At 72.0% G+C, this 22,258-nt stretch carries 17 protein-coding genes; 10 read left to right on the top strand and 7 right to left on the bottom strand.

The window, feature by feature from the left end; genetic code table 11:
• The first annotated feature begins 131 nt into the window (after window positions 1-131).
• The 6 genes from E6R60_RS26070 (at window position 132) to E6R60_RS26045 (ending at window position 7,853) form a co-directional block, all read left to right on the top strand.
• Window positions 132-1,382, top strand: coding sequence for a sugar ABC transporter substrate-binding protein (locus E6R60_RS26070; protein WP_136329094.1), 1,251 nt, complete (start codon window positions 132-134; stop codon window positions 1,380-1,382).
• Window positions 1,383-1,387: 5 nt separating this feature from the next.
• A complete protein-coding gene (locus E6R60_RS26065) occupies window positions 1,388-2,380 on the top strand; it encodes a sugar ABC transporter permease (protein WP_136329093.1) in 993 nt (330 codons plus the stop codon).
• Entirely contained in the window at window positions 2,377-3,288 is a 912-nt protein-coding gene (locus E6R60_RS26060; RefSeq protein WP_136329092.1) for a carbohydrate ABC transporter permease, read from the top strand. The genes E6R60_RS26065 and E6R60_RS26060 overlap by 4 nt, the downstream gene beginning before the upstream one ends.
• Window positions 3,289-3,391: 103 nt before the next feature.
• Entirely contained in the window at window positions 3,392-4,594 is a 1,203-nt protein-coding gene (locus E6R60_RS26055) for a family 1 glycosylhydrolase (RefSeq protein ID WP_136329091.1), read from the top strand.
• 346 nt (window positions 4,595-4,940) lie between these two features.
• The gene (locus E6R60_RS26050; RefSeq protein ID WP_136329121.1) at window positions 4,941-7,049 is read left to right on the top strand and encodes a TPM domain-containing protein; all 2,109 of its coding nucleotides are present in this window, start codon (window positions 4,941-4,943) and stop codon (window positions 7,047-7,049) included.
• Window positions 7,050-7,139: 90 nt separating this feature from the next.
• A complete protein-coding gene (locus E6R60_RS26045) occupies window positions 7,140-7,853 on the top strand; it encodes a PspA/IM30 family protein (protein WP_136329090.1) in 714 nt (237 codons plus the stop codon).
• Window positions 7,854-7,897: 44 nt separating this feature from the next.
• Here the strand turns inward: E6R60_RS26045 and E6R60_RS26040 are convergent, their stop codons facing one another.
• The 6 genes from E6R60_RS26040 to E6R60_RS26015 form a co-directional block, all read right to left on the bottom strand.
• The gene (locus tag E6R60_RS26040) at window positions 7,898-10,468 is read right to left on the bottom strand and encodes a SpoIIE family protein phosphatase (RefSeq protein WP_206309517.1); all 2,571 of its coding nucleotides are present in this window, start codon (window positions 10,466-10,468) and stop codon (window positions 7,898-7,900) included.
• Window positions 10,469-10,660: 192 nt separating this feature from the next.
• Window positions 10,661-11,089 (bottom strand): ATP-binding protein, encoded by a 429-nt coding sequence (locus tag E6R60_RS26035; protein WP_136329088.1) that lies wholly within the window; start codon window positions 11,087-11,089, stop codon window positions 10,661-10,663.
• Window positions 11,090-11,265: 176 nt separating this feature from the next.
• A complete protein-coding gene (locus E6R60_RS26030; protein WP_136329087.1) occupies window positions 11,266-11,670 on the bottom strand; it encodes a (deoxy)nucleoside triphosphate pyrophosphohydrolase in 405 nt (134 codons plus the stop codon).
• A gap of 55 nt (window positions 11,671-11,725) precedes the next feature.
• Entirely contained in the window at window positions 11,726-11,908 is a 183-nt protein-coding gene (locus tag E6R60_RS26025) for an SPOR domain-containing protein (protein ID WP_240802686.1), read from the bottom strand.
• 227 nt (window positions 11,909-12,135) lie between these two features.
• Window positions 12,136-13,869, bottom strand: a complete 1,734-nt coding sequence (locus tag E6R60_RS26020) for a hypothetical protein (RefSeq protein ID WP_136329085.1) — start codon at window positions 13,867-13,869, stop codon at window positions 12,136-12,138.
• A gap of 342 nt (window positions 13,870-14,211) precedes the next feature.
• Entirely contained in the window at window positions 14,212-14,964 is a 753-nt protein-coding gene (locus tag E6R60_RS26015; RefSeq protein WP_136329084.1) for a GntR family transcriptional regulator, read from the bottom strand.
• Between the two features lie 274 nt (window positions 14,965-15,238).
• Here E6R60_RS26015 and E6R60_RS26010 point away from each other — a divergent pair, with 274 nt between their 5' ends.
• From E6R60_RS26010 to E6R60_RS26000, 3 genes are all read left to right on the top strand, one after another.
• Window positions 15,239-16,621, top strand: a complete 1,383-nt coding sequence (locus E6R60_RS26010) for a glycoside hydrolase family 18 protein (RefSeq protein WP_136329083.1) — start codon at window positions 15,239-15,241, stop codon at window positions 16,619-16,621.
• A gap of 57 nt (window positions 16,622-16,678) precedes the next feature.
• Complete coding sequence (locus E6R60_RS26005) at window positions 16,679-17,782, top strand: pyridoxal-phosphate dependent enzyme (protein ID WP_240802685.1); 1,104 nt, start codon at window positions 16,679-16,681, stop codon at window positions 17,780-17,782.
• An 81-nt stretch (window positions 17,783-17,863) separates the two neighbouring features.
• Entirely contained in the window at window positions 17,864-20,461 is a 2,598-nt protein-coding gene (locus tag E6R60_RS26000) for a discoidin domain-containing protein (RefSeq protein ID WP_136329081.1), read from the top strand.
• Window positions 20,462-20,673: 212 nt separating this feature from the next.
• Here the strand turns inward: E6R60_RS26000 and E6R60_RS25995 are convergent, their stop codons facing one another.
• Window positions 20,674-21,624 carry an EamA family transporter gene (locus E6R60_RS25995; RefSeq protein WP_206309515.1) on the bottom strand — a complete coding sequence of 317 codons (951 nt, stop codon included), beginning with the start codon at window positions 21,622-21,624 and terminating at the stop codon, window positions 20,674-20,676.
• A gap of 39 nt (window positions 21,625-21,663) precedes the next feature.
• Between E6R60_RS25995 and E6R60_RS25990 the strand changes: the two genes are divergently transcribed.
• Window positions 21,664-22,188 carry a MarR family transcriptional regulator gene (locus E6R60_RS25990; protein WP_136329080.1) on the top strand — a complete coding sequence of 175 codons (525 nt, stop codon included), beginning with the start codon at window positions 21,664-21,666 and terminating at the stop codon, window positions 22,186-22,188.
• Window positions 22,189-22,258 lie beyond the last annotated feature (70 nt).

Here is a 22,258-nt window from a genome sequence, read left to right as displayed (position 1 = left end):
CCTTCAGATGTCCCGCGCGTTGCACGAGTGTGACCAAGCACCCTCTTGCGGATTTCCGAATCCCTGCCGCAGAGTGATGTATGCGCTTACAGGCAGCGCATACATCCGGATTGCTCGAGGAGGAGCCCTCCATGTCCCGCACCGCCAGAACCGCCTCCACCGGCATCGGTATCGCTGTCGTGCTCACTCTCGGACTCACCGCGTGCGGCAGCTCCGGTGGCGAGGACGTCGCCGCGGACGGCAAGCAGACGCTCACCGTCTGGGCCATGGGTGCCGAGGGCGAGAAGCTCGCGGACGTGGCCGAGGTGTACGAGAAGGCCCACCCGAACATCACCGTCAAGGTGACTCCGGTCGGCTGGGACGTCGCCCACCAGAAGCTCGTCTCCGCGGCCGCCGCCGGCACCATGCCGGACGTGGCGCAGATGGGCGGCAGCTACCTGGGCGAGTTCTCCGAGCTCGGTGTTCTGGAGCCGGTCGACACCAAGACCTTCCGGGAGAAGGACTTCTTCCCGGCCGGCTGGCAGCAGGGCGAGGTGGACGGCCAGGCGTACGGCGTGCCGTGGTACGTCGACACCCGCGTCCTCTACTACCGCACCGACCTGGCCGAGAAGGCCGGTGTCACCAAGGCCCCGGCCGACTGGAAGGAGCTGCGGGACCTCGCGACCGCGTACCAGGAGAAGGCCGGTACCAAGTGGGGCCTGTCCATCCAGCCCAGCGGCCTGGACACGGTGCAGAACTTCTACTCCTTCCTGTACTCGGCGGGCGGCGAGATCGTCAACGACAAGGGCGAGGCCGTCATCGACAGCCCCGAGGCCGTCAAGGCGCTCAAGGAGTACGGCTCGTACTTCGACAAGGGGCTCTCCAACAAGTCCGTGCAGCCCGGCTACGACGTCGTGAAGGACTTCGGCAACGGCCGCGTTCCGATGTTCTTCGGCGGCCCCTGGCACGTCACCCTGCTGAACGAGGGCCAGCCGCAGCTCAAGGGCAAGTGGGCGGTGGCCAACGTGCCCGCCGACAAGTCCTCCGTCTCGATGGCGGGCGGCTCCTCGCTCGTGATCTCCAAGGACAGCGGGCACAAGGCCGCCGCCGCCGAGTTCATCAAGTACCTGACGGACACCAAGGGCCAGGCCGACTGGTACAAGCGCACCAAGGACCTGCCGGCGAACACCGCCGCCTGGACCTCCGGTGACCTCGCCGACGACGCCGGCCTGCAGATCTTCAAGAAGCAGATGGACACCGCCAAGTCCTCCCCCTCGCTGCCCAACTGGACCGAGGTGACCGACAAGGTCGACCAGGCCATCGCGAAGGTGACCCAGGGCAAGGCGTCCGCCGAGGACGCGCTGAAGACCGCGCAGTCCGAGATCGAAGGCCTCGTGAAGTAGGAGCCATGAGCACCACGACCGGAAAGGCCGCGCAGCCGGCCAAGGTGCAGGCCGGGCCGGGGACCACCGCGTCCCCGGCCGGCGGGCCGAAGGGTTCCCGGAGTCGCAGGAAGCCCGCGATGGGCGTGCAGAACGTGGCCGGCTGGCTGTTCTCCACTCCCTTCCTCGTGCTCTTCCTCGTCTTCATGGCCGTCCCGATCATCGCCACGCTGGTGATGAGCTTCACGGACTTCGGGCTGCGCAACGTGACGCATCCGCTGGACGCGAACTTCATCGGCCTCGAGAACTACACCAAGCTGTTCAGCGACGAGAAGTTCCTCACGTCGCTTTTCAACACGGCGTACTTCGTGGTCGTCGGCGTCCCGCTGACGATCCTCGTCGGACTGGTCGTCGCCGTCCTGCTGAACAACGGCATCGACCGGGCCCGGACCTTCTTCCGCGTCGGCTTCTACGCCCCGGTCGTGACCACCATCGTCGCGGTCGCCGTCGTCTGGCGCTTCGTCCTCGATCCGAGCGACGGTCTCATCGCCGGCCTCTTCACAGAAGTGGGCCTCACCGCACCGGACTTCCTCGGCTCCGAGAAGCTGGCCATGCCGTCCATGATCGCGATGGCGGTGTGGCGCAACCTGGGCACGGTCATGGTGCTCTTCATCGCCGGCCTCCAGGCCATCCCCACCGAGGTGCGGGAGGCGGCGCGGCTGGACGGCGCCGGCATCTGGCAGGAGTTCAAGGGCATCACCGTGCCGCTGCTGCGGCCCACGCTGCTCTACGCCACCGTGATCACCACCATCGGCTACCTCAACGTCTTCGAGGAACCGTTCGTGATGACGCAGGGCGGGCCCTCGGACTCGACGCTCACCGTCTCGCTGGACATGTACCGCGAGGGCTTCAACTTCTTCCACATGGGCTATGCGAGCGCCATGGCGTATGTCCTCTTCGTAGTGATCATGGGCATCACGGTGCTGCAGCTCCGACTGCTGAAGGACAACACGAAATGAGCGCCACCAGTGCACCGGGCGCCGCCTCGACGGCGCCGCCGCAGAAGCCCGGGGACGCCGGCCGGCCGGGCCGGGAGAAGCGGCCGCGGTCGCTGAAGCGGGTCCTCGTCTACGTCCTGCTCTCGTTCGGCCTGCTGATCATGTCGGCGCCGTTCCTGTGGATGGCCCTGTCCGCGTTCAAGACGTCGAACGAACTCACCGCGAGTCCCCCCGTCTGGATCCCGGCCGAGTGGACCCTGGACAACTTCCGGGACCTGCTCGACAAGCTCGATCTGCCGCTGTACTTCATGAACTCGGTGATCGTCGCGGTGCTGGTCACCGTCTCGAACCTGGTGTTCTGCTCGATGCTCGGGTACGCCCTGGCCAAGCTGAACTTCGCCGGCCGCAACAAGATCTTCGGCCTGGTGCTCGGCGCCCTCATGGTGCCCGGCAACCTGATGCTGCTGCCGCTGTTCGTCCTGATGAGCAGGATGGGCCTGATCGACTCGTACGCCGGACTGGTCCTGCCGTTCGCGGCGGGCGCCTTCGGGGTCTTCCTCATGCGGCAGTTCATGCAGTCGATCCCCGACGAGCTGCTGGAAGCGGCCCGGATGGACGGCGCCGGCGAGTGGTACATCTTCTGGCGGATCGTGATGCCGCTGGTGAAGCCCGCCCTGGCCACGCTGTCGATCTTCACCTTCCTGGGGTCCTGGAACAACTTCGTCTGGCCCCTCATCGCGACCAACGACCCCGACAAGTACACCCTCCCGGTCGCCCTGGCGACGTTCGCGACCGACCCCAACAAGGCGGGCGGCTCCAACGGCATGCTGATGGCCGGGTCCTTCCTGATCGTGCTGCCGGTCCTGGTCGTGTTCATCGCGCTCCAGCGGCACTTCACCCAGGGCATCGCCACCGCGGGCATGAAGTAACCCGCCCCGGGCGGCCGCGCCGCCCCACCGACACGTACGAGGCCGCGCGACCCCTCACCCCCGCACCGGCCGCACCCCTCACCCACCAGAAAGACAGTTCGCGATGACGCACACCCAGGTCCCGTTCCCCGAAGGCTTCCTGTGGGGCGCCTCCACGGCCGCCCACCAGATCGAGGGCAACAACACCAACAGCGACTGGTGGGTCAAGGAGCACACCGCGGGCACCCACATCCAGGAGCCCAGCCTGGACGCCTGCGACAGCTACCACCGCTGGCGCGAGGACATGGACGTGCTCGCCGGACTGGGCTTCACCGACTACCGCTTCTCCATCGAGTGGGCCCGTATCGAGCCCGTCGAGGGCCGGTTCTCCCGCGCCGAACTCGCCCACTACCGCCGGATGGTCGAGGGGGCCCTCGAGCGCGGGCTGCGCCCCATGGTCACCCTCCACCACTTCACCGTCCCCCAGTGGTTCGAGGCCCGCGGCGGCTTCACCGCCGAGGGCGGGACCGAGCTGTTCGCCCGCTACGTCGCGGCCTGCGCACCGGTCATCGGTGAAGGCGTCAGCCACGTCTGCACCATCAACGAGCCGAACATGATCGCCGTCATGGCGGGCCAGGCCAAGCGCGGTGACATCGGTTTCCCGCCCGCCGGGCTGCCCACCCCGGACGACGAGACCACCGTGGCCGTGATCGCCGCCCACCACGCGGCCGTCAAGGAGGTCAAGGCGATCAACGCCGGCATCCAGGTCGGCTGGACCATCGCCAACCAGGTCTACCAGGCCCTCCCCGGCGCCGAAGAGGTCACCGCGGCCTACCGCCACCCCCGCGAGGACGTCTTCATCGAGGCCGCCCGCGACGACGACTGGATCGGCGTGCAGTCCTACACCCGGACCATGATCGGCGCCGACGGCCCGGTCCCCGCCCCGGACGACGTCGAGCGCACCCTCACGCAGTGGGAGTACTACCCGTCGGCCGTCGGCTACGCGCTGCGGCACACCGCCGACGTCGTGGGCCGCGACATGCCGCTGATCGTCACGGAGAACGGCATCGCCACCGACGTCGACAGCCGCCGGATCGACTACTACACCGGCGCGCTGAACGAGGTCGCCTCCGCGCTGGAGGACGGCCTCAACGTCCAGGGCTACCTGGCGTGGAGCGCGCTCGACAACTACGAGTGGGGCTCCTACGAGCCCGCCTTCGGCCTCATCGGCTGGGACCCGGAGACGTTCGAGCGGCAGCCGAAGCCGTCGGCCGTCTGGCTCGGCGAGATGGGCCGCACCCGCACCCTTCCGCGCCACACCGGCTGACGCCGGCCCCTGGACCGGGAGCTCCTGACGGCTCCCACCCGTACGGGAGCCGGCGGAACCTGACCTCCGCCGGTTCCCGTGTCGGGGCATGGACGCGACGGGCCGCAGCCGAGCCCTGCCGGACCGGCGCGGGACGGAGCCCTCCCGTCCCGTCTCGTCACCCGACTGGACCGCGGGCCGCCGCGCCGCACCCGCCCCACGCCGGGGACCTCCGTGCCGAGCCCGGCCCGGGGGCGCATGCGCGTGTGCGACGGGGAGGCGGACCCGCCGCGAAGTCCCCGAGCGGTCCCCCGCCGGGTCGCGGGCCCTCTGGGGCGGACATAGCCTCACGAACGTGATGCCGCCCGTGTGCCAAACCCGGATCCTCATACCGGGCCGGGCCCTGCTCGCCGTGCTGTTGACGGTGTGCTGGCTGGCCCTGTCCCCCGCGCCGGCCGCCCGCGCGGACGGGCCGATCACGCTGTCGCGCGAGGGGCAGATCACGGACAGGGTGGGAGCACTCGGCGACCGAGAGGGCCAGGTGACAGCCGCACTCGACCGGCTCTACGACCAGCGGCGCGCCCAGCTCTTCGTGGCGTACGTACGTGACTTCTCCGGGCGGTCCGCGCAGGACTGGGCCGACGAGACGGCCGACCGCAACGGCCTCGGCCGCGAGGACGTGCTCCTGGCCGTCGCCACCCACGACCGGCAGTACGCGTACTCCGTCGACCAGGACTCCCGCCTCACCGACGCGCAGCTCCAGGACGTGGCGAGCACCGCCGTCGAGCCGGCGCTCAAGGAGAACGACTGGGCGGGGGCCGCGATCGGGGCCGCCGACGGCTATTCCGCCGTCCTGGCCGGTTCGCCCGTCCCCACCCCGGCGATCACCCCGGGCGCCGCCGACCCCGGCGCGGGGAGATCCGGCGGGACGAGCACCGGGGACCTGGTGCTTCCGATCGTCCTCGTCGGCGGCGCCGCCGCGGTCGCCGCGTACGCGTTCACCCGGCGCAGGCGGCGCGCCGCCACCCGTACGACGCCCGGCGCGACGGGCTGGGGACCGGCCGGCGGCGGGCGGGACGAACCGCCGCCGTCCCCCACCCCGCTCCCCGAGCTCGACGCGCACGCCAAGGAGACGCTCGTCGGCACGGATGACGCCGTCCGCACGAGCGAGGAGGAACTCGGTTTCGCGACCGCCCAGTTCGGCGAGGAAGCCGCCGCTCCGTTCGCGGAGGCGGTCGCCTACGCCCAGGGCGAGCTGACGGCGGCGTTCCGGCTGCGGCAGCAGCTCGACGACGCCCTCCCCGAGGACGATGCCACCCGCCGGCGGATGCTGGACGAGATCATGAGCCGGTGCGCGGACGCCAACGCCCGGCTGGACGAGGTCTCCGAGGACTTCGACCGGCTGCGGGAACTGGAACGCGACGCCCCGCAGGCGCTGGCCGCGGCCGAACGCGCGTTCCGTCTCCTCGCCGGCCGGGCCTCCGCCGCGGAGACCGCGCTCGCCTCCTTGCGCAGCCGTTACGCGGAGTCCGCGGCGGCCCCCGCGGCGGCCGGCATCGAGCAGGCCAAGGACCGGCTCGTCTTCGCGACGTCCTCGCTCAACCAGGCCCGCCAGGCGGTGGACGGCGGCGACCACGCCACGGCGGCGGTGTACGTACGGGCCGCCGAGGGCGCGGTCGGACAGGCGGCCACCCTCGTCGACGCCGTCGACCGGCGCGCGCGGGAGCTGGACGAGGCGGCGGCCGGGCTGCCGGCCGCGCTCACCGAGACGGAGACGGACCTGGCGGACGCGGGAGGGCTGCTGGAGGGCACGGCCCAGGGCGTGTCCACCGCGGACCTCCGCGGCCGGATCGCCCGCGCGCGGGCGGTGGTGCGCGAGGTGCGGGAGGAGCTGGGCGCCGGAGCGTACGACCCGATCGACGCCCTGCGCCGGGTCGAGGAGGCGGACGCGGTGCTGGACGAGGCGCTGGCCGGCGCGCGCGAGCAGGAGCAGGGAGACCGGCGGGCCCGCTCGCTGCTCGACCAGGCGATGCTCACCGCGCGGTCGGCCATCGGCGCCGCCGCCGACTACGTCACCACCCACCGCGGCGCGGTCGGCAGCCAGGCGCGGACCCGTCTGGCGGAGGCCCAGCGGCGGCTGGAGCGGGCCCGCGAACTGGCCGGGTCGCACGACCCGCAGTCCGCGCTCGCCGAGGCGCAGCGGGCGGACGCGCTGGCCGTCGAGGCGCGGAGCCTCGCGGAGCAGGACGTGCGCGCGTACGCGGGCCCCGGCGGCATGGGCGGCGGGATGCCGGGAGGCGGTGCGGGCGGCGCGGTCCTCGGCGGAATCCTCCTCGGCGGCCTCCTGGGTGGTGGCCGGGGCGGCGGCGGCTTCGGGGGCGGGGGGTTCGGCGGCGGCAGCTTCGGCGGGGGCGGACCGGGCAGCTTCGGCGGGGGCGGCACCCGGGGCCGTCGAGGTGGCGGCGGCCGCTTCTGAACGAGACCCCCGCCCCTGCCCGACCCCGTGCTCATCCCCGTACCCGTACACGTCACTTCGGACCCGGACCGGACACACAGGAGAGGTGCCATGAGCAAGCAGACCGTTCTCGGACGCGTCACCCAGCTGGCGAAGGCCAACATCAACGCCCTGCTCGACCAGGCCGAGGACCCGCAGAAGATGCTGGACCAGCTGATTCGCGACTACACGGCCAACATCTCGGAGGCCGAACAGGCCGTGGCCGCCACCATCGGGAATCTGCGCCTCATGGAGCAGGACCACCGCGAGGACGTCGCGGCTGCCCGGGAGTGGGGCGAGAAGGCACTCGCCGCCAGCCGCAAGGCCGATGAGCTGCGCGCGGGCGGGGCGGGTCCGGACGCCGACAAGTTCGACAACCTGGCCAAGGTCGCGCTCGGCCGCCAGCTCCGGTCGGAGAAGGAGGCGGAGACCGCGGAGCCCACCATCGCCGCCCAGACCGAGGTGGTGGACAAGCTGAAGGCCGGCCTGGACCAGATGAAGGCGAAGCTGTCGGAGCTGAAGGCCAAGCGTGACGAGCTGGTCGCGCGCGCCACGTCCGCCCAGGCGCAGAACCGGATGATGGACTCGGTCAAGAGCATCGACGTCCTCGACCCCACCAGTGAACTCAGCCGCTTCGAGGACAAGGTGCGGCGCGAGGAGGCGAAGGCGCTGGGCAAGCAGGAACTCGCCGCGTCGTCGCTGGACGCCCAGTTCGAACAGTTGGACACGCTGGGGGACAGCGCCGAGGTCGAGGCCCGCCTCGCGGCGCTGAAGACCGCGTCGTAGGTCCCTCCCCCGCCGGGATCCGGGGCGGGAGCGCGTCAGGGCGTTCAGAACATGCTGAGCAGCTCCTCCACCGTCCGCTCGACGGGCGGTCCGCCGTCGGGCAGGGGGAGCTCGAACCAGACCGTCTTGCCGCGCGGGGTCCGCCGTGATCCCCAGGCCGCGCTCAGCAGCCCGACCAGTTGCAGTCCGCGGCCGCCCTCGTCCGTGTCGCGGGCGCGCCGGCGCCGCGGCTGGACCAGACCCGCGTCCCACACCTCGCACACGAGGGTGCGGTCGCGCAGCAGCCTGAGCCGGATCTCGCCCTCGCCGTACCGCAGGGCGTTCGTGACCAGTTCGCTGACCAGCAGTTCGGTGGTGTCCACCAGGTCGTCGAGGTCCCAGGCGAGCAGCTGGCTCCGGGCCAGTTCGCGGGCCCGGCCGACCGAGCGGGGCTCGCGGGGCAGCCGCCAGTCGCCGACGGCGTCGGCCGGCAGCCCCTGGATGCGGGCCATGAGCAGGGCGATGTCGTCCTCGCCGTGCCGGGTGTCCAGCGAGCTCAGTACGTGATCGCAGACGTCCTCGAGGGGCCGGTCGGGCTCCACGAGTGCTCCGCGCAGGGCCTCCAGGCCCTCGTCCAGCGGATGGTCACGGGACTCGACGAGGCCGTCGGTGTAGAGGGCGAGGAGCGCGCCCTCCTTGAGCTCCACCTCGACCTCCTCGAAGGGCTCGCCGCCGACGCCGAGCGGCATTCCGGGCGGGACGTCGAGCAGCAGCGCGGCCTCGCCCGGCTCGACGACGACGGGGGGGAGGTGGCCCGCGTTGGCGAAGGTGCAGCGCCGCGTGACGGGGTCGTAGACGGCGTAGACACAGGTCGCCAGATAGACCTCGGAGAGGTCCGCCTCCCGTGACTTGTGGGCGGCCCGCGACGGCCACTGGGCGCCGCCGCCCGCATCGGACGAGGTGCCCGCGCCGGGGGTGCCGAGTCCCCGGGCGACCTCGTCGAGCGCGGAGAGCACCTCGGCGGGTTCGAGGTCGAGGAGGGCGAGGGTGCGTACGGCGGTGCGCAGTTCGCCCATGGCCACGGCGGCGCGCAGCCCTCGGCCCATCACGTCGCCGACGACGAGGGCGGTGCGGTGGCCGGGGAGCTCGATCACGTCGAACCAGTCGCCGCCCACCTCGGTGGCCGTGTTGCCGGGGAGGTAGCGGCACGCGATGTCGAGGCCGGCGGCCTCGGGGTCGCCGGGCGGCAGGAGGCTGCGCTGGAGTATCAGCGCGCGTTCGTGCTCGCGGCGGTAGAGGCGGGCGTTGTCGATGCAGACGGCGGCGCGTGCGGCGAGTTCGGTGGCCAGCGCGCGGTCGCGTTCGCCGAAGGGCTCGCTGCCCTTCGTGCGGGAGAACTGCACGAGGCCGACCACGGTGTCGTGGGCGAGCAGCGGGACGGCGAGCGTGGACCGGACGAAGCCGAGGTCGTCGCCGGGCACGTCCGCCACGCGGCCGGTGCGCAGGGCCTTGGCGCAGGGTGAGCCGAAGGAGTAGCGGTGTACGGCGCCGAGTGCGGGCGTCCGGGGGCCGGGGGCCCCGGAGGCCGGGCCGGGGCCGGGATCGGGCGGGGGATCGGGCAGGGCGTCGGACACGGCGCTGGCGAAGGCGACCCGGCGCAGTTCGGCGGAACCGCCGACGGCCTCCCGGTGCGGGGAGCCGCCGCTGCCCGGCGGGATCTCCTCACCGGTGAGGAGGGCCTGGTAGAGGTCGACGGAGGCGAGGTCGCAGAAGCCGGGCACGGCCACGTCGAGGAGTTCGCGGGCGGTCGTCTCCAGGTCGAGGGAGTTGCCGATGCGGGCGCTCGCCTCGTTGAGCAGGGCGAGGTTGCGCCGGGCGCTGGCCGCCTCTCGGGCGGCGATGTGGCGCCGGGTCACGTCGGTGGCCAGTCCGGCGATGCCGATGGGCCGGCCCGAGCCGCTGTGCACCCGGTAGAGGTTCATCGACCAGTGGCGGCGCTCGGTGTCCCCGGGGGCGGTGCCGACGAGCTGGAGGTCGGTGACGGATTCGCCGGTGGCCAGGACGCGTTCCAGCGTGGCCGTCAGCCGGTCCGCCTCCGCGCCCGCGAGGTAGTCCTCGACCGTGCGGCCCCGGTGGTCCTCGGCCCGTCCGCCGAAGACCGTGGCGAACCGCTGATTGGCGCGCACGACGGTGAGGTCGGTGCCGAACAGGACGAAACCGAAGGGGGATTGGCCGAAAATAGCCTGCGAGGCCGCGAGGTCGGTCTCGATGAGGCGCAGGGCGCGGACGTCCACCACGATGCAGACCGCGGCCCGTTCGCCCGTCGCGGTCTCACTCGGCATCACATAGATCTCGGCGAGCCCGTGCACGGCGTCCTCGCCCGGCATCCGGAAGGGGACGAGGCCCGTCCACTCCTTGCCGTCGAGCACGTCGCCGATCCGGCGGTGGCCGTCGCCGCGCAGCTCGGCGGGCATGAAGGCCTCGACCGGATCCTTGCCCATGGCCTCGTGAGCGGCAACGCCGAAGAGACCGGCGGCCCGGCGGCTCCACTGCTCGATCAGGCCGTCGGGGCCGATCGAGAAGGAGGCGACCTTGATGTAGTCGTAGATCGAGCCAGGCGGGCTGCTCTGCCACACGACGTCGCCCGCTGTCCCAGGTATTTCGCTCACGCGACCGTCCCCTCCAGCTCACACACCGGACCGGTCCTGCCCGCAGTATTCAGCACTACGGCCCCGACCGACACGGCGTTCACGATCACAGCACGGTCTCAGTCCGTTTCGGCCAGATGCGGACCGGCCCTTCGTGATCGCTTTCGTCCCACCTCACTCCTAACCAGGCAGGGCCAGCTCGAACCACACCGTTTTGCCGCTCTTTCCGCGCCGGGTCCCCCAGCGGCGGGCCGAGCAGGCCACGAGCTGCAGCCCTCGGCCGCCTTCGTCGTCGGGTCCAGCCGCACGTTCGGTGGGCGGATCCGGAAGCGGATCGGAGACTTCCACGAGGAGACCGGGGTGTGCCGAAGGGGTTTCCCCGTTGGGGTGGGGGCACACCAGGCGCACCCCGATGGGACCGGGTGTGTACTGCATCGAATTGGTCACCAGCTCGCTGACCAGCAGAACGGCCACATCACCGACGGCCGCGTCGAGCCCCCAGCCACGCAGCGCCTCGTGGACGGCGTGCCGAGCCGTGCGCACGGCGCCGGGTACAGCCGGAAAGCTCCACTCGGCGCAGTCGCCTTCGGTATCGGTCACGCCGATCACTTCCCAAGACCAGCAACGCGAACACCCTGTACGCGGGGGACTAAACATCACATACCCGAAATTGGGGATGAAATACCGCCGACGCCGTCACGTGGGGCGTACGGGTGTAGGGGCGCGCACGGAAACGGCGGCACGCGCAGGAAAGGGGCGCTCGGACCCCGGGCCGGGCGCTCCGCTCAGCGGTGTGCGCCGCCGGGCAGCCGGCGTACGGCTTCGGCCACTGCGGGCAGGTCCTGCTCCAGCCAGTCCACCGTGCCGGTCTCCCCCGGTCCCAGCCAGCGCAGCTCGTCGTGGTCCTGGAGGGGCGCGGGCACGCCGGACACCAGCCGGGCCGTCCACACGTGGAGCACATAGCCGGGCTTGAGCGGCCACGCGCCGGGGATGCGCTCCAGCGGCTCCGTCTCGATGCCCAGCTCCTCGCGGAGCTCGCGGACGAGCGCCTGCTCGCCGCTCTCCCCCGGCTCCACCTTGCCGCCGGGCAGCTCCCAGCGTCCGGCCAGCTCGGGCGGGGCGCTGCGGCGCGCGGCCAGCAGCCTCCCCCGGTCGTAGACGGCCCCGGCCACCACCACACGATCAGTCATGGTGCGGAGCGTAACGTCCCGTCACGGGCCCCGGAGGCGTGCCCCGGGGGGCGCACTACGGGCGTGCGGTCTGCCCTATGCGCTCGACCCAGTAGAGCTGCTTGTGGCCGTGGCTATCCAGCTTGTCGGCGGTCTTCTGCGCCTCGTCCTGCGTGGCGTACCGGCCCACGCGGTAGCGGTTGCCGTTGTCGTCCTGCCGTATCACCAGCCAAGGGAGCACGGCACCGCTGTCGTTCATCGTGCCCCTCCCGAGCATTGCGCCCCTCCCCTGTACGGCGTGCACGTCTCTAAGGATCCCCAGGAAACCGCAGTACGCATATGCCCGAGCGTACGCCTGACCTTTACTCAACGCATGCGTAATCACACAAAGAGATACCGATCCGGCCAGGAGTGGACCAACACCCCTGGGGGCGCATGCGGATGGATGCGCCCCCAGGGGCGGGTGGTTCGGTCGGGGACCGGCCCTCAGGGCCGTGCCGCTCCCTCGCGCAGTACCGGCTCCGGCATGAGGACCGGGCCGCCCGCGGGGGCCTTGCGGCAGACGTCTCCGCACTCGGCGTCCAGCGAACAGCAGAGCGAGCAGATCGGCCCCGCCTGGACGGGGCAGTCGGCGATGTCCGGGAGTTCGTAGGCCGTGGCGCAGACCGAGCAGGTGTGGGTGGCGGTGATGTCCGCGACCTCGACGTCGGGGCCGTTCACCGGGTTGGGGCGCGCCAGGTAGTACTTCCCCTTCGTCGCCCAGGCGATCAGCGGACAGAGCGTCAGCGAGAGTCCGGCCGCGATGAACGTCGAGAACGCCTCCGCGTAGGCGCCGAACAGCCCGAAGAAGGCGAGGATCGAGGCGGTCGAGGCGATCACCATCGCCCCGAATCCCGCCGGGTTCACCGCGTACAGATAGGCGCGCTTGAATTCGATGTACGGGGGGCTCAGGCCGATCCTCTTGTTGATGACCAGGTCCGCGGCCACGGCGGCGATCCAGGCGATGCCCACGTTGGAGTAGAAGCCCAGCAGCTTGTTGAGGGCCGCGAACATGTTCATCTCCATCAGCGTCAGGGCGATGACGAGATTGAGGAAGATGTACCAGACCCGGCCGGGGTGACGGTGGGTGATCCGGGAGAAGAAGTTCGACCAGGACAGCGAGCCGCTGTAGGCGTTGGTCACATTGATCTTGATCTGCGACACGATCACGAACACGGCGGCCGCGGGCAGCGCGAACGAGCCGAGCCACGGCTTCAGCGCCTCGATCTGCGGGGCGATGGGCTCCAGCGCGTGCGTCTTGCCGACCGCTTCCAAGGCGACGAACGCGAGCAGCGCACCGCCGAGTTGTTTGGCGGCGCCGATGATGACCCAACCGGGCCCGGCAGCGAGGACCGCGAGGTTCCAGCGCCGCTTGTTCGCTTCCGTCCTGGCCGGCATGAAGCGCAGGTAGTCGGCCTGCTCACCGATCTGAGCGATGAGGGAGAGCGCGACCCCCGTGCCGAGTCCGAAGCCGATCCACGAGAAGCCGGACCCCGCCCCTTCCGTGCCGCCGAAGGAGCCGAACGCGCCCCAGGCGTCCGGAGCCTCGAAGGCGAGGACCACGAACGGCAGCACCATGCCGATGATCCAGACGGGCTGGGTCCACGCCTGCACCTTGGCGAGTGCGCCCATGCCGCGGAAGACGATCGGTATGACGATCAGAGTGGTGATCAGATAACCCGCCTCGACCGGGAGTCCGACGGCCTGATGCATGGCCTGGGCCATGATCGAGCCCTCCAGGGCGAAGAAGATGAAGGTGAAGGACGCGTAGATCAGCGAGGTCAGCGTCGAGCCGAAGTAGCCGAATCCGGCGCCCCGGGTGACGAGGTCCATGTCCAGGCCGTACTTGGCGCAGGCGCGGGCGATGGGAATGCCGGTCAGGAAGATGATCGTCGCGGCTGCCATGATCGAGGCGAATCCGCTGGTGAAGCCGTAGGTGAAGACGATCGAGGCGCCGATCGCGAAGTCGGCGAGGTAGGCGATCCCGCCGAGCGCGGTGCCCGCGACCATGCCGGGCGACCAGCGCCGGAAGGAGTGCGGCGCATAGCGGAGGGAGTAGTCCTCCCTGCTCTCGTCCGCGGCGAGTTTCGCGTAGTTGCGGCTGGGGGGCGGGGCGCCGGATCCGCCCCCGAGGTCTCCCTCGGAGGCGGTCTCCGTCTGCGGTACGGCTGTGTCCGTCATCGGTGACTTCCCGTTCGTCGTCCGGAGTGCGGGTCCGAACGGGAAAGTAAGAGCGGGACATGACAAGCCGTCACAGTGGACGATTGCCCGGCCGTTACGGGGGCGGGGCCGCCGTTAATTCGTGGTGACGGGTGCCGGACGGGCGCCGCCGGATATCGGTCACCCGACAGGAACACCGCGCCCGGAGACGCGCCGCCAGACCCGGAACACAGGACCGCCGCGCCCGCCGACCCGCCACCAGAGCCGGACCGCACGAACACCGCGCCCGCCGGTCCGCCGCCCGGCCCGGACCGCAGGGCCGGAGACCCGCCACACGCCGGGAACCGGGCCGCCCCGCACCCCTCACCGGACGGGGAGGTGGTAGGCGATCCGGTAGCGATCCGCCGGCACCACCACGTCGGCGGTCTCGACCGGGCGGCCCGACGCGTAGTACGTCCGCTCGATCACCATCACGACGTGGCCCGGCACCCCGCCGAGCGCCAGGAGCTCCTCCGCCAGCCCCGGACGCGCACCGACCTGTTCGGCCACGTTGTCCACGACCACATCGATCGCGGCCATCCGCTCGACCACCCCGCAGCCGCCCAGCGGGCCCTCCTCCGGCAGCATCACCGGCGTCCGTCCCGTGACCGCGAGGGTCTCCCAGGAGGTGGAGAGCATCATCGGCTCGCCGCCGTCCCGGAACACGTAGCGCGTACGCATCACGCGGTCGCCCGGCTCGATCCCGAGCCGCTCGGCGATCTCGGGGCTCGCGCCCTCCTGCTCGCTCCGGGACTCCCAGGTCCCCCGCGCGCCCTCCGCCGTCTGCTCCTGGCGGAAGGGGCTGGCCCCGGCCTCCGACCGGAAGCCGGAACGGGCGATGCTGCGCGGCACGGGGCGCTCGCGCACATAGGTGCCGGAGCCCGAGCGGCCCTCGACGAGGCCCTCGGCCATCAGCACCTTGCGCGCCTCCAGCGCGACGGTGTCCGAAACCCCGTATTCCTCGCGGATACGCGCCTGCGACGGCAGGCGCGTATGCGGCGGCAGCGAACCGTTGACGATCTTCTCCCTCAGATCGCTCGCAACGCGCAGATAGGCGGGCTGCTCACCGAAAGTCACAGGCCACTCCCCAAGAGGTTGACAGACTGCAACAGCCTCGCAACCGTCGGTTGCGGACCGCAAGCACGGGCCAGAGTTTCACTCGAAGTGATGATTCGCGGTGGGCGTACGCATATCCCGCCCCGGCCGCCGCACCTTCCCCGCCCGCCCCACCCCCGACGGTCCCCCACCCCTTGACCCGAGTTGGTCCAGACCAATAGCTTCCTCTCCACACAGCACGGCCACGCACCTCCCGCACATGTCTCCCTCACGCACACGTACAGGAACGGGCCTCATGCGTCGAAGAACCCTGTCCGGACTGGCCATCGCCGCCTGCGCCTTCTCGCTGGCCGCCACCCTCGCCCCCGCCGCGCACGCCACCGGGGGCCACGGCAAGGACCACGGCGGCAGCCACGCAGGCTCCGCTCCCGCCTACAAGCGCGTCGGCTACTTCACTCAATGGGGCGTCTACGGACGCGACTTCCAGGTCAAGGACCTGGAGACGAGCGGAGCAGCGGCCAAGCTCACCCACATCAACTACGCGTTCGGCAACGTCAGCGCCGACGGCAAGTGCTTCACGGGCAACGTTCCCGGGGAAGCCGACGCCTGGGCCGACTACGTCCGCCCGCTGGACGCCGCCGGCTCGGTGGACGGCGTCGCCGACACCGACGACCAGGCCCTCGCGGGCAACTTCAACCAGCTGCGCGAGCTCAAGGCCAAGCACCCCGGCCTCAAGGTGATGATCTCGCTCGGCGGCTGGAGCTGGTCCACGCACTTCTCGGACGCGGCCCGCACCGCCGCCTCCCGCAAGGCCTTCGTCTCCTCCTGCATCGACCTGTACATCAAGGGCAACCTGCCGGTGGACGGGGTGCGCGGCGGCGACGGCGCGGCGGCCGGCCTCTTCGACGGGGTGGACATCGACTGGGAATGGCCGGGATCCGCCGGTGACTCCGACACCGTCCACCGCCCCGAGGACAAGCGGAACTTCACGGCTCTGGTCCACGAGTTCCGTACCCAGCTCGACGCCTACGCGAAGAGCGGCGCGGCCTCGCGCAAGGGCGGCCACCCCGGAGCGAAGCCCAGGCACTACGACCTCTCGGCGTTCGTGCCCACGTCCCCCGAGAAGATCGACGCCGGCTTCGACGTCCCGCGCATCATGCGGGACGTCGACTTCGTGAACCTCCAGGGTTACGACTTCCACGTCTCCGGCGAGAAGACCACCGCGCAGCAGTCCGCGCTGTACGCGAAGGACGACTTCAGCGTCGACCAGACCGTGCGCGCCTGGCTGCGGCGGGGCGCCCCGGCCCGCAAGCTGGTGATGGGGATGCCGTTCTACGGTCAGGGCTGGACCGGTGTGACCGGCGGCGGCGACGGCCTCGGGCAACCCGCCACGGCACCCGCCCCCGCGACCTGGGCGGCCGGGTACGAGGACTACAAGGCCCTCAAGAAGCTGGCCGAATCCGGTACGTACAAGGTCCACCGCAATGTCCGTGACGGCAGCGCCTGGCTGTTCGACGGCACCACGCTGTGGACGTACGACGACCCGCAGGTCCTGCGCACCAAGACCGCCTACATCCGTGACCACCGGCTCGGCGGCGCGATGTTCTGGTCGCTGGACGGGGACACGGACGACGGCGAGCTGATGACCGCGGTCGACCGCGGACTCTCCCGGCGGTAGAGGGGCACTCCGGGGCGGCCGCGGCACCGCGGCCGCCCCGCTGGCATGCTGGCCGTCATGGCCACCACCTACCGCTGCCCGCAGGACGGCGCCCGCGCCGACGTCACCTCGCTCACCTGGTGCTGCCCGGTCTGCCGCGGCCCGTGGGACCTGGACTTCGAGAGCGCGGGCCCGCTGCGGCCCGGCGATCTGCCCGGCCGGGTCAACTCCCTGTGGCGCTACGAGGAGGTCCTGCCCCTCTCCTCCCCCGCGACCACCCTCGGCGAGGGCCGCACCCCGCTCGTCCCGCTCACCGGCACGGTCTCGGCCAAGCTCGACTTCCTGATGCCGACGCTCTCCTTCAAGGACCGGGGCGCGGTGATGCTCGCCGAACTGGCCCGCCGCCTCGCCCCCGAGCGCGTCGTCGCGGACAGCAGCGGCAACGCGGGCACGGCCGTCGCCGCGTACTGCGCCCGCGCCGCCCTGCCCTGCACGGTGTACGTCCCCGAGGGCACGTCGCCGAAGAAGACCGAACAGATCCGCGCCCACGGCGCCCGGCTGGAAATCGTCCCCGGAGACCGGGAGGCGACCGCGCGGGCGGCCCGCACCGCCGCCGACGCCCCCGGCACCTTCTACGCCTCGCACGTCTTCAACCCGTACTTCCTGCACGGCACGAAGACCTACGTGTACGAGCTCTGGGAGGACCTCGGCGGCCGGCTCCCCGACGCCATCGCCGTACCGGTCGGCAACGGCACGCTGCTCCTCGGCGCGGCCCTGGCCACCGCGGAACTCCTCGCCCAGGGGCTGATCGACACCCGCCCCGCGCTGATCGCCGTCCAGGCGGAGGCGGTCTCCCCGCTGGCGGCGGCCTTCCACGCGGGGGCCGAGGACCTGCTCGGCGTCCCCGCCGGCGCCACCGCCTCCCCCACCCTCGCCGAAGGCATCGCCATCCCGCGTCCACCGCGCGCCCGGGCGATCCTGGCAGCGGTCCGGGAGTCGGGCGGCACGTTCCTGACGGTGACGGAGGACCGGATCCGCGCCGCACAACTGGATCTGGCGGCCCGCGGTTTCTACGTGGAGACGACGGGCGTGGCCTGCTGGGCGGCGGTGGGCGGCTGGACGGACCGCAGTGTCGTCGTGCCGCTGTGCGGCGCGGGCCTCAAGACGGGGCTCGCGGCCTGAGGGGGGCGCGCTCCGGCACGTCAGCCGTTCACCCGCGCGCCGTGCCCCGCCGTTCCGTGCCCGTTTCCCTACGTTCGTGCCGTGAGCCTTTCGCGTACCTCTCTTCTCACGTCCCTCGTCGCCTGCGCCCTGATCGCGCCGGCTTCCCCGCCCGTCGCGTACGCCGCCGATCGGCGGCCGGCCGCACCGGCGGCCGCGCCCTGCGGCCGGGACACGGACCCCGCGTGGGCCCTGACGTCCACCACGTACGGCGAGGCCGCGGGCTACGACCCCTACGTCGGCAACGGATACCTGGGGCATCGGGTCCCGGCAGCCGGCGCCGGGTACGCCGCACGCGCCGAGAAGACCGGCTGGCCGCTGTTCACCCCGCGCTACGACGGGGCGTTCGTCTCCGGGCTCTTCGGGCGCGAGGAGGACCTGGCGGCGGGCCGCGAGGTGGTCGCCGCGCTGCCGAGCTGGACGAACCTCGACGTGCGCGTGGGCGAGGAGACGTACGGCCCCGCCACCCCGGCGGGGCGGATCTCCCGGTACCGCCAGACGGTCTTCCTGCGCTGCGGGCTGGTGCGCACCTCACTGCGCTGGACCACGGCCGACGGCCGCGCGACCGACCTGACGTACGAGGTGCTGGCCGACCGCTCCGACGTGCACACCGGAGCCGTGCGACTGCGGATGACGCCGCACTGGACCGGCACCGCGACGGTCACCGGCCGGCTCGACCCGCGCGGCGCGCGCCGCATCGACCTGGAGGACGACGGGACGTTCCGCACCCGGGGCACGGGGACGGCGGGCGCGATCGTCCAGACCGTACGCCCGGCCGGCGCGAACGGGCGCGCGTCCCGGGTGAGTTCCGGGCACACGTACACGTATGTGAAGTACGTGGGCGTGGACACCGCCCTGACCTCACGCGCTCCGCGCACCACCGCGCGCGAGGCGTCCCGTCGGGCGACGGGCCGCGGCTGGTCCGCGCTCCTCTCCGGGAACGCGGCCGTCTGGCGCCGCGACTGGTCGGCGGACGTGTCCGTGCCGGGCAGCCCCGATCTGCAGAAGTGGCTGCGCTCGGCCCAGTACGGACTCCTGGCCTCCACCCGCGCGGGCTCCCGTGACAGCGTCGCCCCGGCCGGACTGACCAGCGACAACTACGCGGGCATGGTCTTCTGGGACGCGGAGACCTGGATGTACCCGGGGCTGCTCGCCACCCGTCCCGAACTGGCCCGGTCCGTGGTCGAGTACCGCTACCGGACGCGCGACGAGGCCCGTACGAACGCCGAGAAGCTGGGCTACGAGGGCCTGTTCTACCCGTGGACGAGCGCGAGCAGGGGCAATCTCCGGTCCGAGTGCCAGAGCTGGAACCCGCCGCACTGTGTGACGCAGAACCACCTCCAGGGCGATGTCTCACTCGCGGTCTGGCAGTACTACCTGGCCACCGGCGACCGCGACTGGCTGGCCGGCCACGGCTGGCAGATGCTCCGCGGCATCGCCGGCTTCTGGGCCTCGCGCGCCACCGCGAACGGCGACGGCAGCTACTCGGTGAAGGGGGTGGCGGGCCCCGACGAGTACAGCAACGGCGTCACCGACGGGGTGTTCACCAACGCCGTCGCGGCCACCGCCCTGCGCAACGCCGCCCGCGCGGCCCAGCTCCTCGGCCACGCGGCTCCCGCCGAGTGGAACAAGATCGCGGACGGCCTGCGCATCCCGTACGACCCGGAGCGGAAGCTGTACCTCCAGTACGCCGGATACGACGGATCGACGATCAAGCAGGCCGATACGGTCCTGCTGATCTACCCGCTGGAGTGGCCGATGGAGCCGGGTGCGGCGGCCGCCACGCTCGACTACTACGCGGCGCACACCGATCCGGACGGCCCGGCGATGACGGACTCGGTCCACGCGATCGACGCCGCCGCGATCGGTGAGCCCGGCTGCGCCACGTACACGTATCTCCAACGTGCCGTGCGCCCGTTCATGCGCGGTCCGTACGCCCTCTTCAGTGAGGCGCGGGGCGCGAAGGCGGGCGCGCAGGACCCCCTGTCGGGTTTCCCCGCCGAGGACTTCCTCACGGGCAAGGGCGGCTTCCTCCAGGTGTTCACGCACGGGCTGACGGGTCTGCGCCTGCGGGAGGACGGGGTGCGGGTCGACCCGGTGCTGCCGCCGCAGCTGAGCGAGGGCGTGCGGGTGACGGGTCTGCGCTACCGGGGTCGTACGTACGACATCGTGATCGGTCCCCGGACGACGCGGGTCCGCCTCGCCTCGGGCGCCCCGTTCACCGTCCACACCCCGTCCGGCCCCCGCACCCTGGCGGGGACCCTCACCCTCCCCACGCGCCGCCCGGACCTGGCCCCGACCACCGACGCGGCCCGCTGCCGCCCGGCGACGGCGACGTCCGAGACGCCCGGCCTGTACGCGGCCGCGGCCGTGGACGGCAGCACGGCGACGGCCTGGTTCCCGGACGGGGAGACGGGCACGCTGACGGTGGACCTGGGCCGCGCGGCCCCGGTGACGGGGATCGCGCCCGAGTGGACGGACGTGGCCCCGGCCTCGTTCCGCCTGGAGACCTCGGCCGACGGCGGGCACTGGCGGCCGTACCGGGCGGGGGCGGTGGCCCGCGAGGTGCGGGTGACGGTGCGCTCGACGGACGCGGCCGAGCCGGCGGGCGTACGGGAGCTGAGGGTCACACAGCCCTAGGGCGTGTTTCGAAAGTAGCGCCGTCCGCCCGGAGGGCGGGCTCGGCGGCGTCTGGTGCGTGCGATCGCAAGGCGGAGGGTCGCCCCGATACTGGCTGTATCGGGGCGACCCCGACAACGCGGCGAGCAATGGGGTCTCCCCTGCTCGAGCGAAGCCGAGAGCTCGGGGAAGTGCCAGGCGTCGCCGAGCAGGCGGGACTTTCGAAACACGCCCTAGCGTGCGTGCGGCGCCCGCGGAGGGCGCACTTCCGGGATCGAGGCGGTCCGGCCGGCTGCCGCGGTCCCGTACACCGCCGACGGAACCCCGGTCGGCTTCCGGCGCGCCGCCGGCCGGCCGAGCAGGATCCCGGCCAGGACGAGGACGAGCCCGCAGATCTGACGGGAGGTGAGCGATTCCCCGGCGACCGCGGTGCCGAGGAGCACACCGGTCACCGGGTTGAGCAGCCCGACCAGGCCGACGGTCGCGGCCGGCAGGTGGCGCAGGCCCGCGAACCAGGCGGCGAAGGCGAGGGCGGTCGCCACGACGGTGACGTACCCGAATCCGAGGACGGCCGGTCCGTCGAGGGCGGGCGGCGCGCCTTCCACTGCCGCGGCGAGGGGCAGCAGGAGCAGGCCACCGGCGATCAGCTGCCAGGAGGTCGAGGCGAGGAGGCCGGTCCCGGCTCCCCAGCGCTTCGTGAGGACGTAGCCGAGGGACGACATGAGCAGGGCCGCGACCGAGGCCAGCACCCCGCGGAGGTCGGCGGAGACGCTCCCGGTCAGCAGCATGAGGCACACCCCGCCGATCCCGGCGGCCGCCCCCAGCAGCGGGAGCAGTCCCGGCCGCTCGGCGACGAGCGCCCAGGCGATGAGCATCATGACCACCGGCGAGGCGGCCATGATCGTCGAGGCGGTGCTGGTCGGGAGCAGCTGCGCGGCGACGTACACGAGCGCGAAGAACCCGCCCATGTTCAGGACGCCGAGGACGGCGGCCTTCCACCACCAGGACCCATGGGGCCGTCGGCGCCGGACGGCCAGGAGCAGCAGCCCGGCGGGCAGGGCCCTGAGCGCGGCGCCGTACAGGGGGGTTTCGGCGGGCAGGTAGGCGTGGGTGACGTAGTAGTTCGTGCCCCAGGCCACCGGGGCGATCGCCGTGATGAGCACCCATCGCAAGGTAGCTTCCATGGAAGCTACTATACCTTCCCAGGAAGCTATAGTGGAGTCATGTCGGATTCGACCACCCCCCGCCCTTTGGACCACGTGGCCCGCATCCAGGCCGAGTGGGCCCGCGAGCGCCCGGACCTCGACGTGCGCCCCCAGGGCGTCATCGGCCGCCTGCACCGGCTGGCGGGGCTGCTCACGGAGGAACTCTGCGTCGTGTACGGCCGGTTCGGCCTGAGCGAGGGCGAGTTCGACGTGCTCGCCACGCTGCGCCGGGCCGGGGAGCCGTTCGAGCGCGCGCCCGGCGAACTGGCCACGCACACCATGGTCACCACCGGTGCGATGACGAAGCGCATCGACCGCCTGGAACGCGCCGGCCTGGTCACCCGCCGCCGGGCGGCAGGCGACGGCCGCGCCCGCGTGGTCGCCCTCACGCCGGCCGGCCGCGACCTGATCGACCGGGCCTTCAGCGAGCACATGCGCAACGAACGCCGCCTGCTCGACACCCTCACCGAGGACGAGGCGGCGGCGCTGGAGTCGCTGCTGACGGCGTGGCTGGGGCGGGCGGAGCAGCAAGGGCGCGACTGAGCGCGGGCCCGGGGTCGCCGCGTGGCGTCGTCCGCGGGGCGGGCATAGCCTCGAAAGAGGGGCGGGATGT

Origin of the sequence: Streptomyces sp. A0642, assembly GCF_004795105.1 — a bacterium.
Taxonomy (GTDB): Bacteria; Actinomycetota; Actinomycetes; order Streptomycetales; family Streptomycetaceae; genus Streptomyces.
Note: the sequence above shows the minus strand (reverse complement) of the source record. Positions and strands in the feature narration are given on the sequence as shown.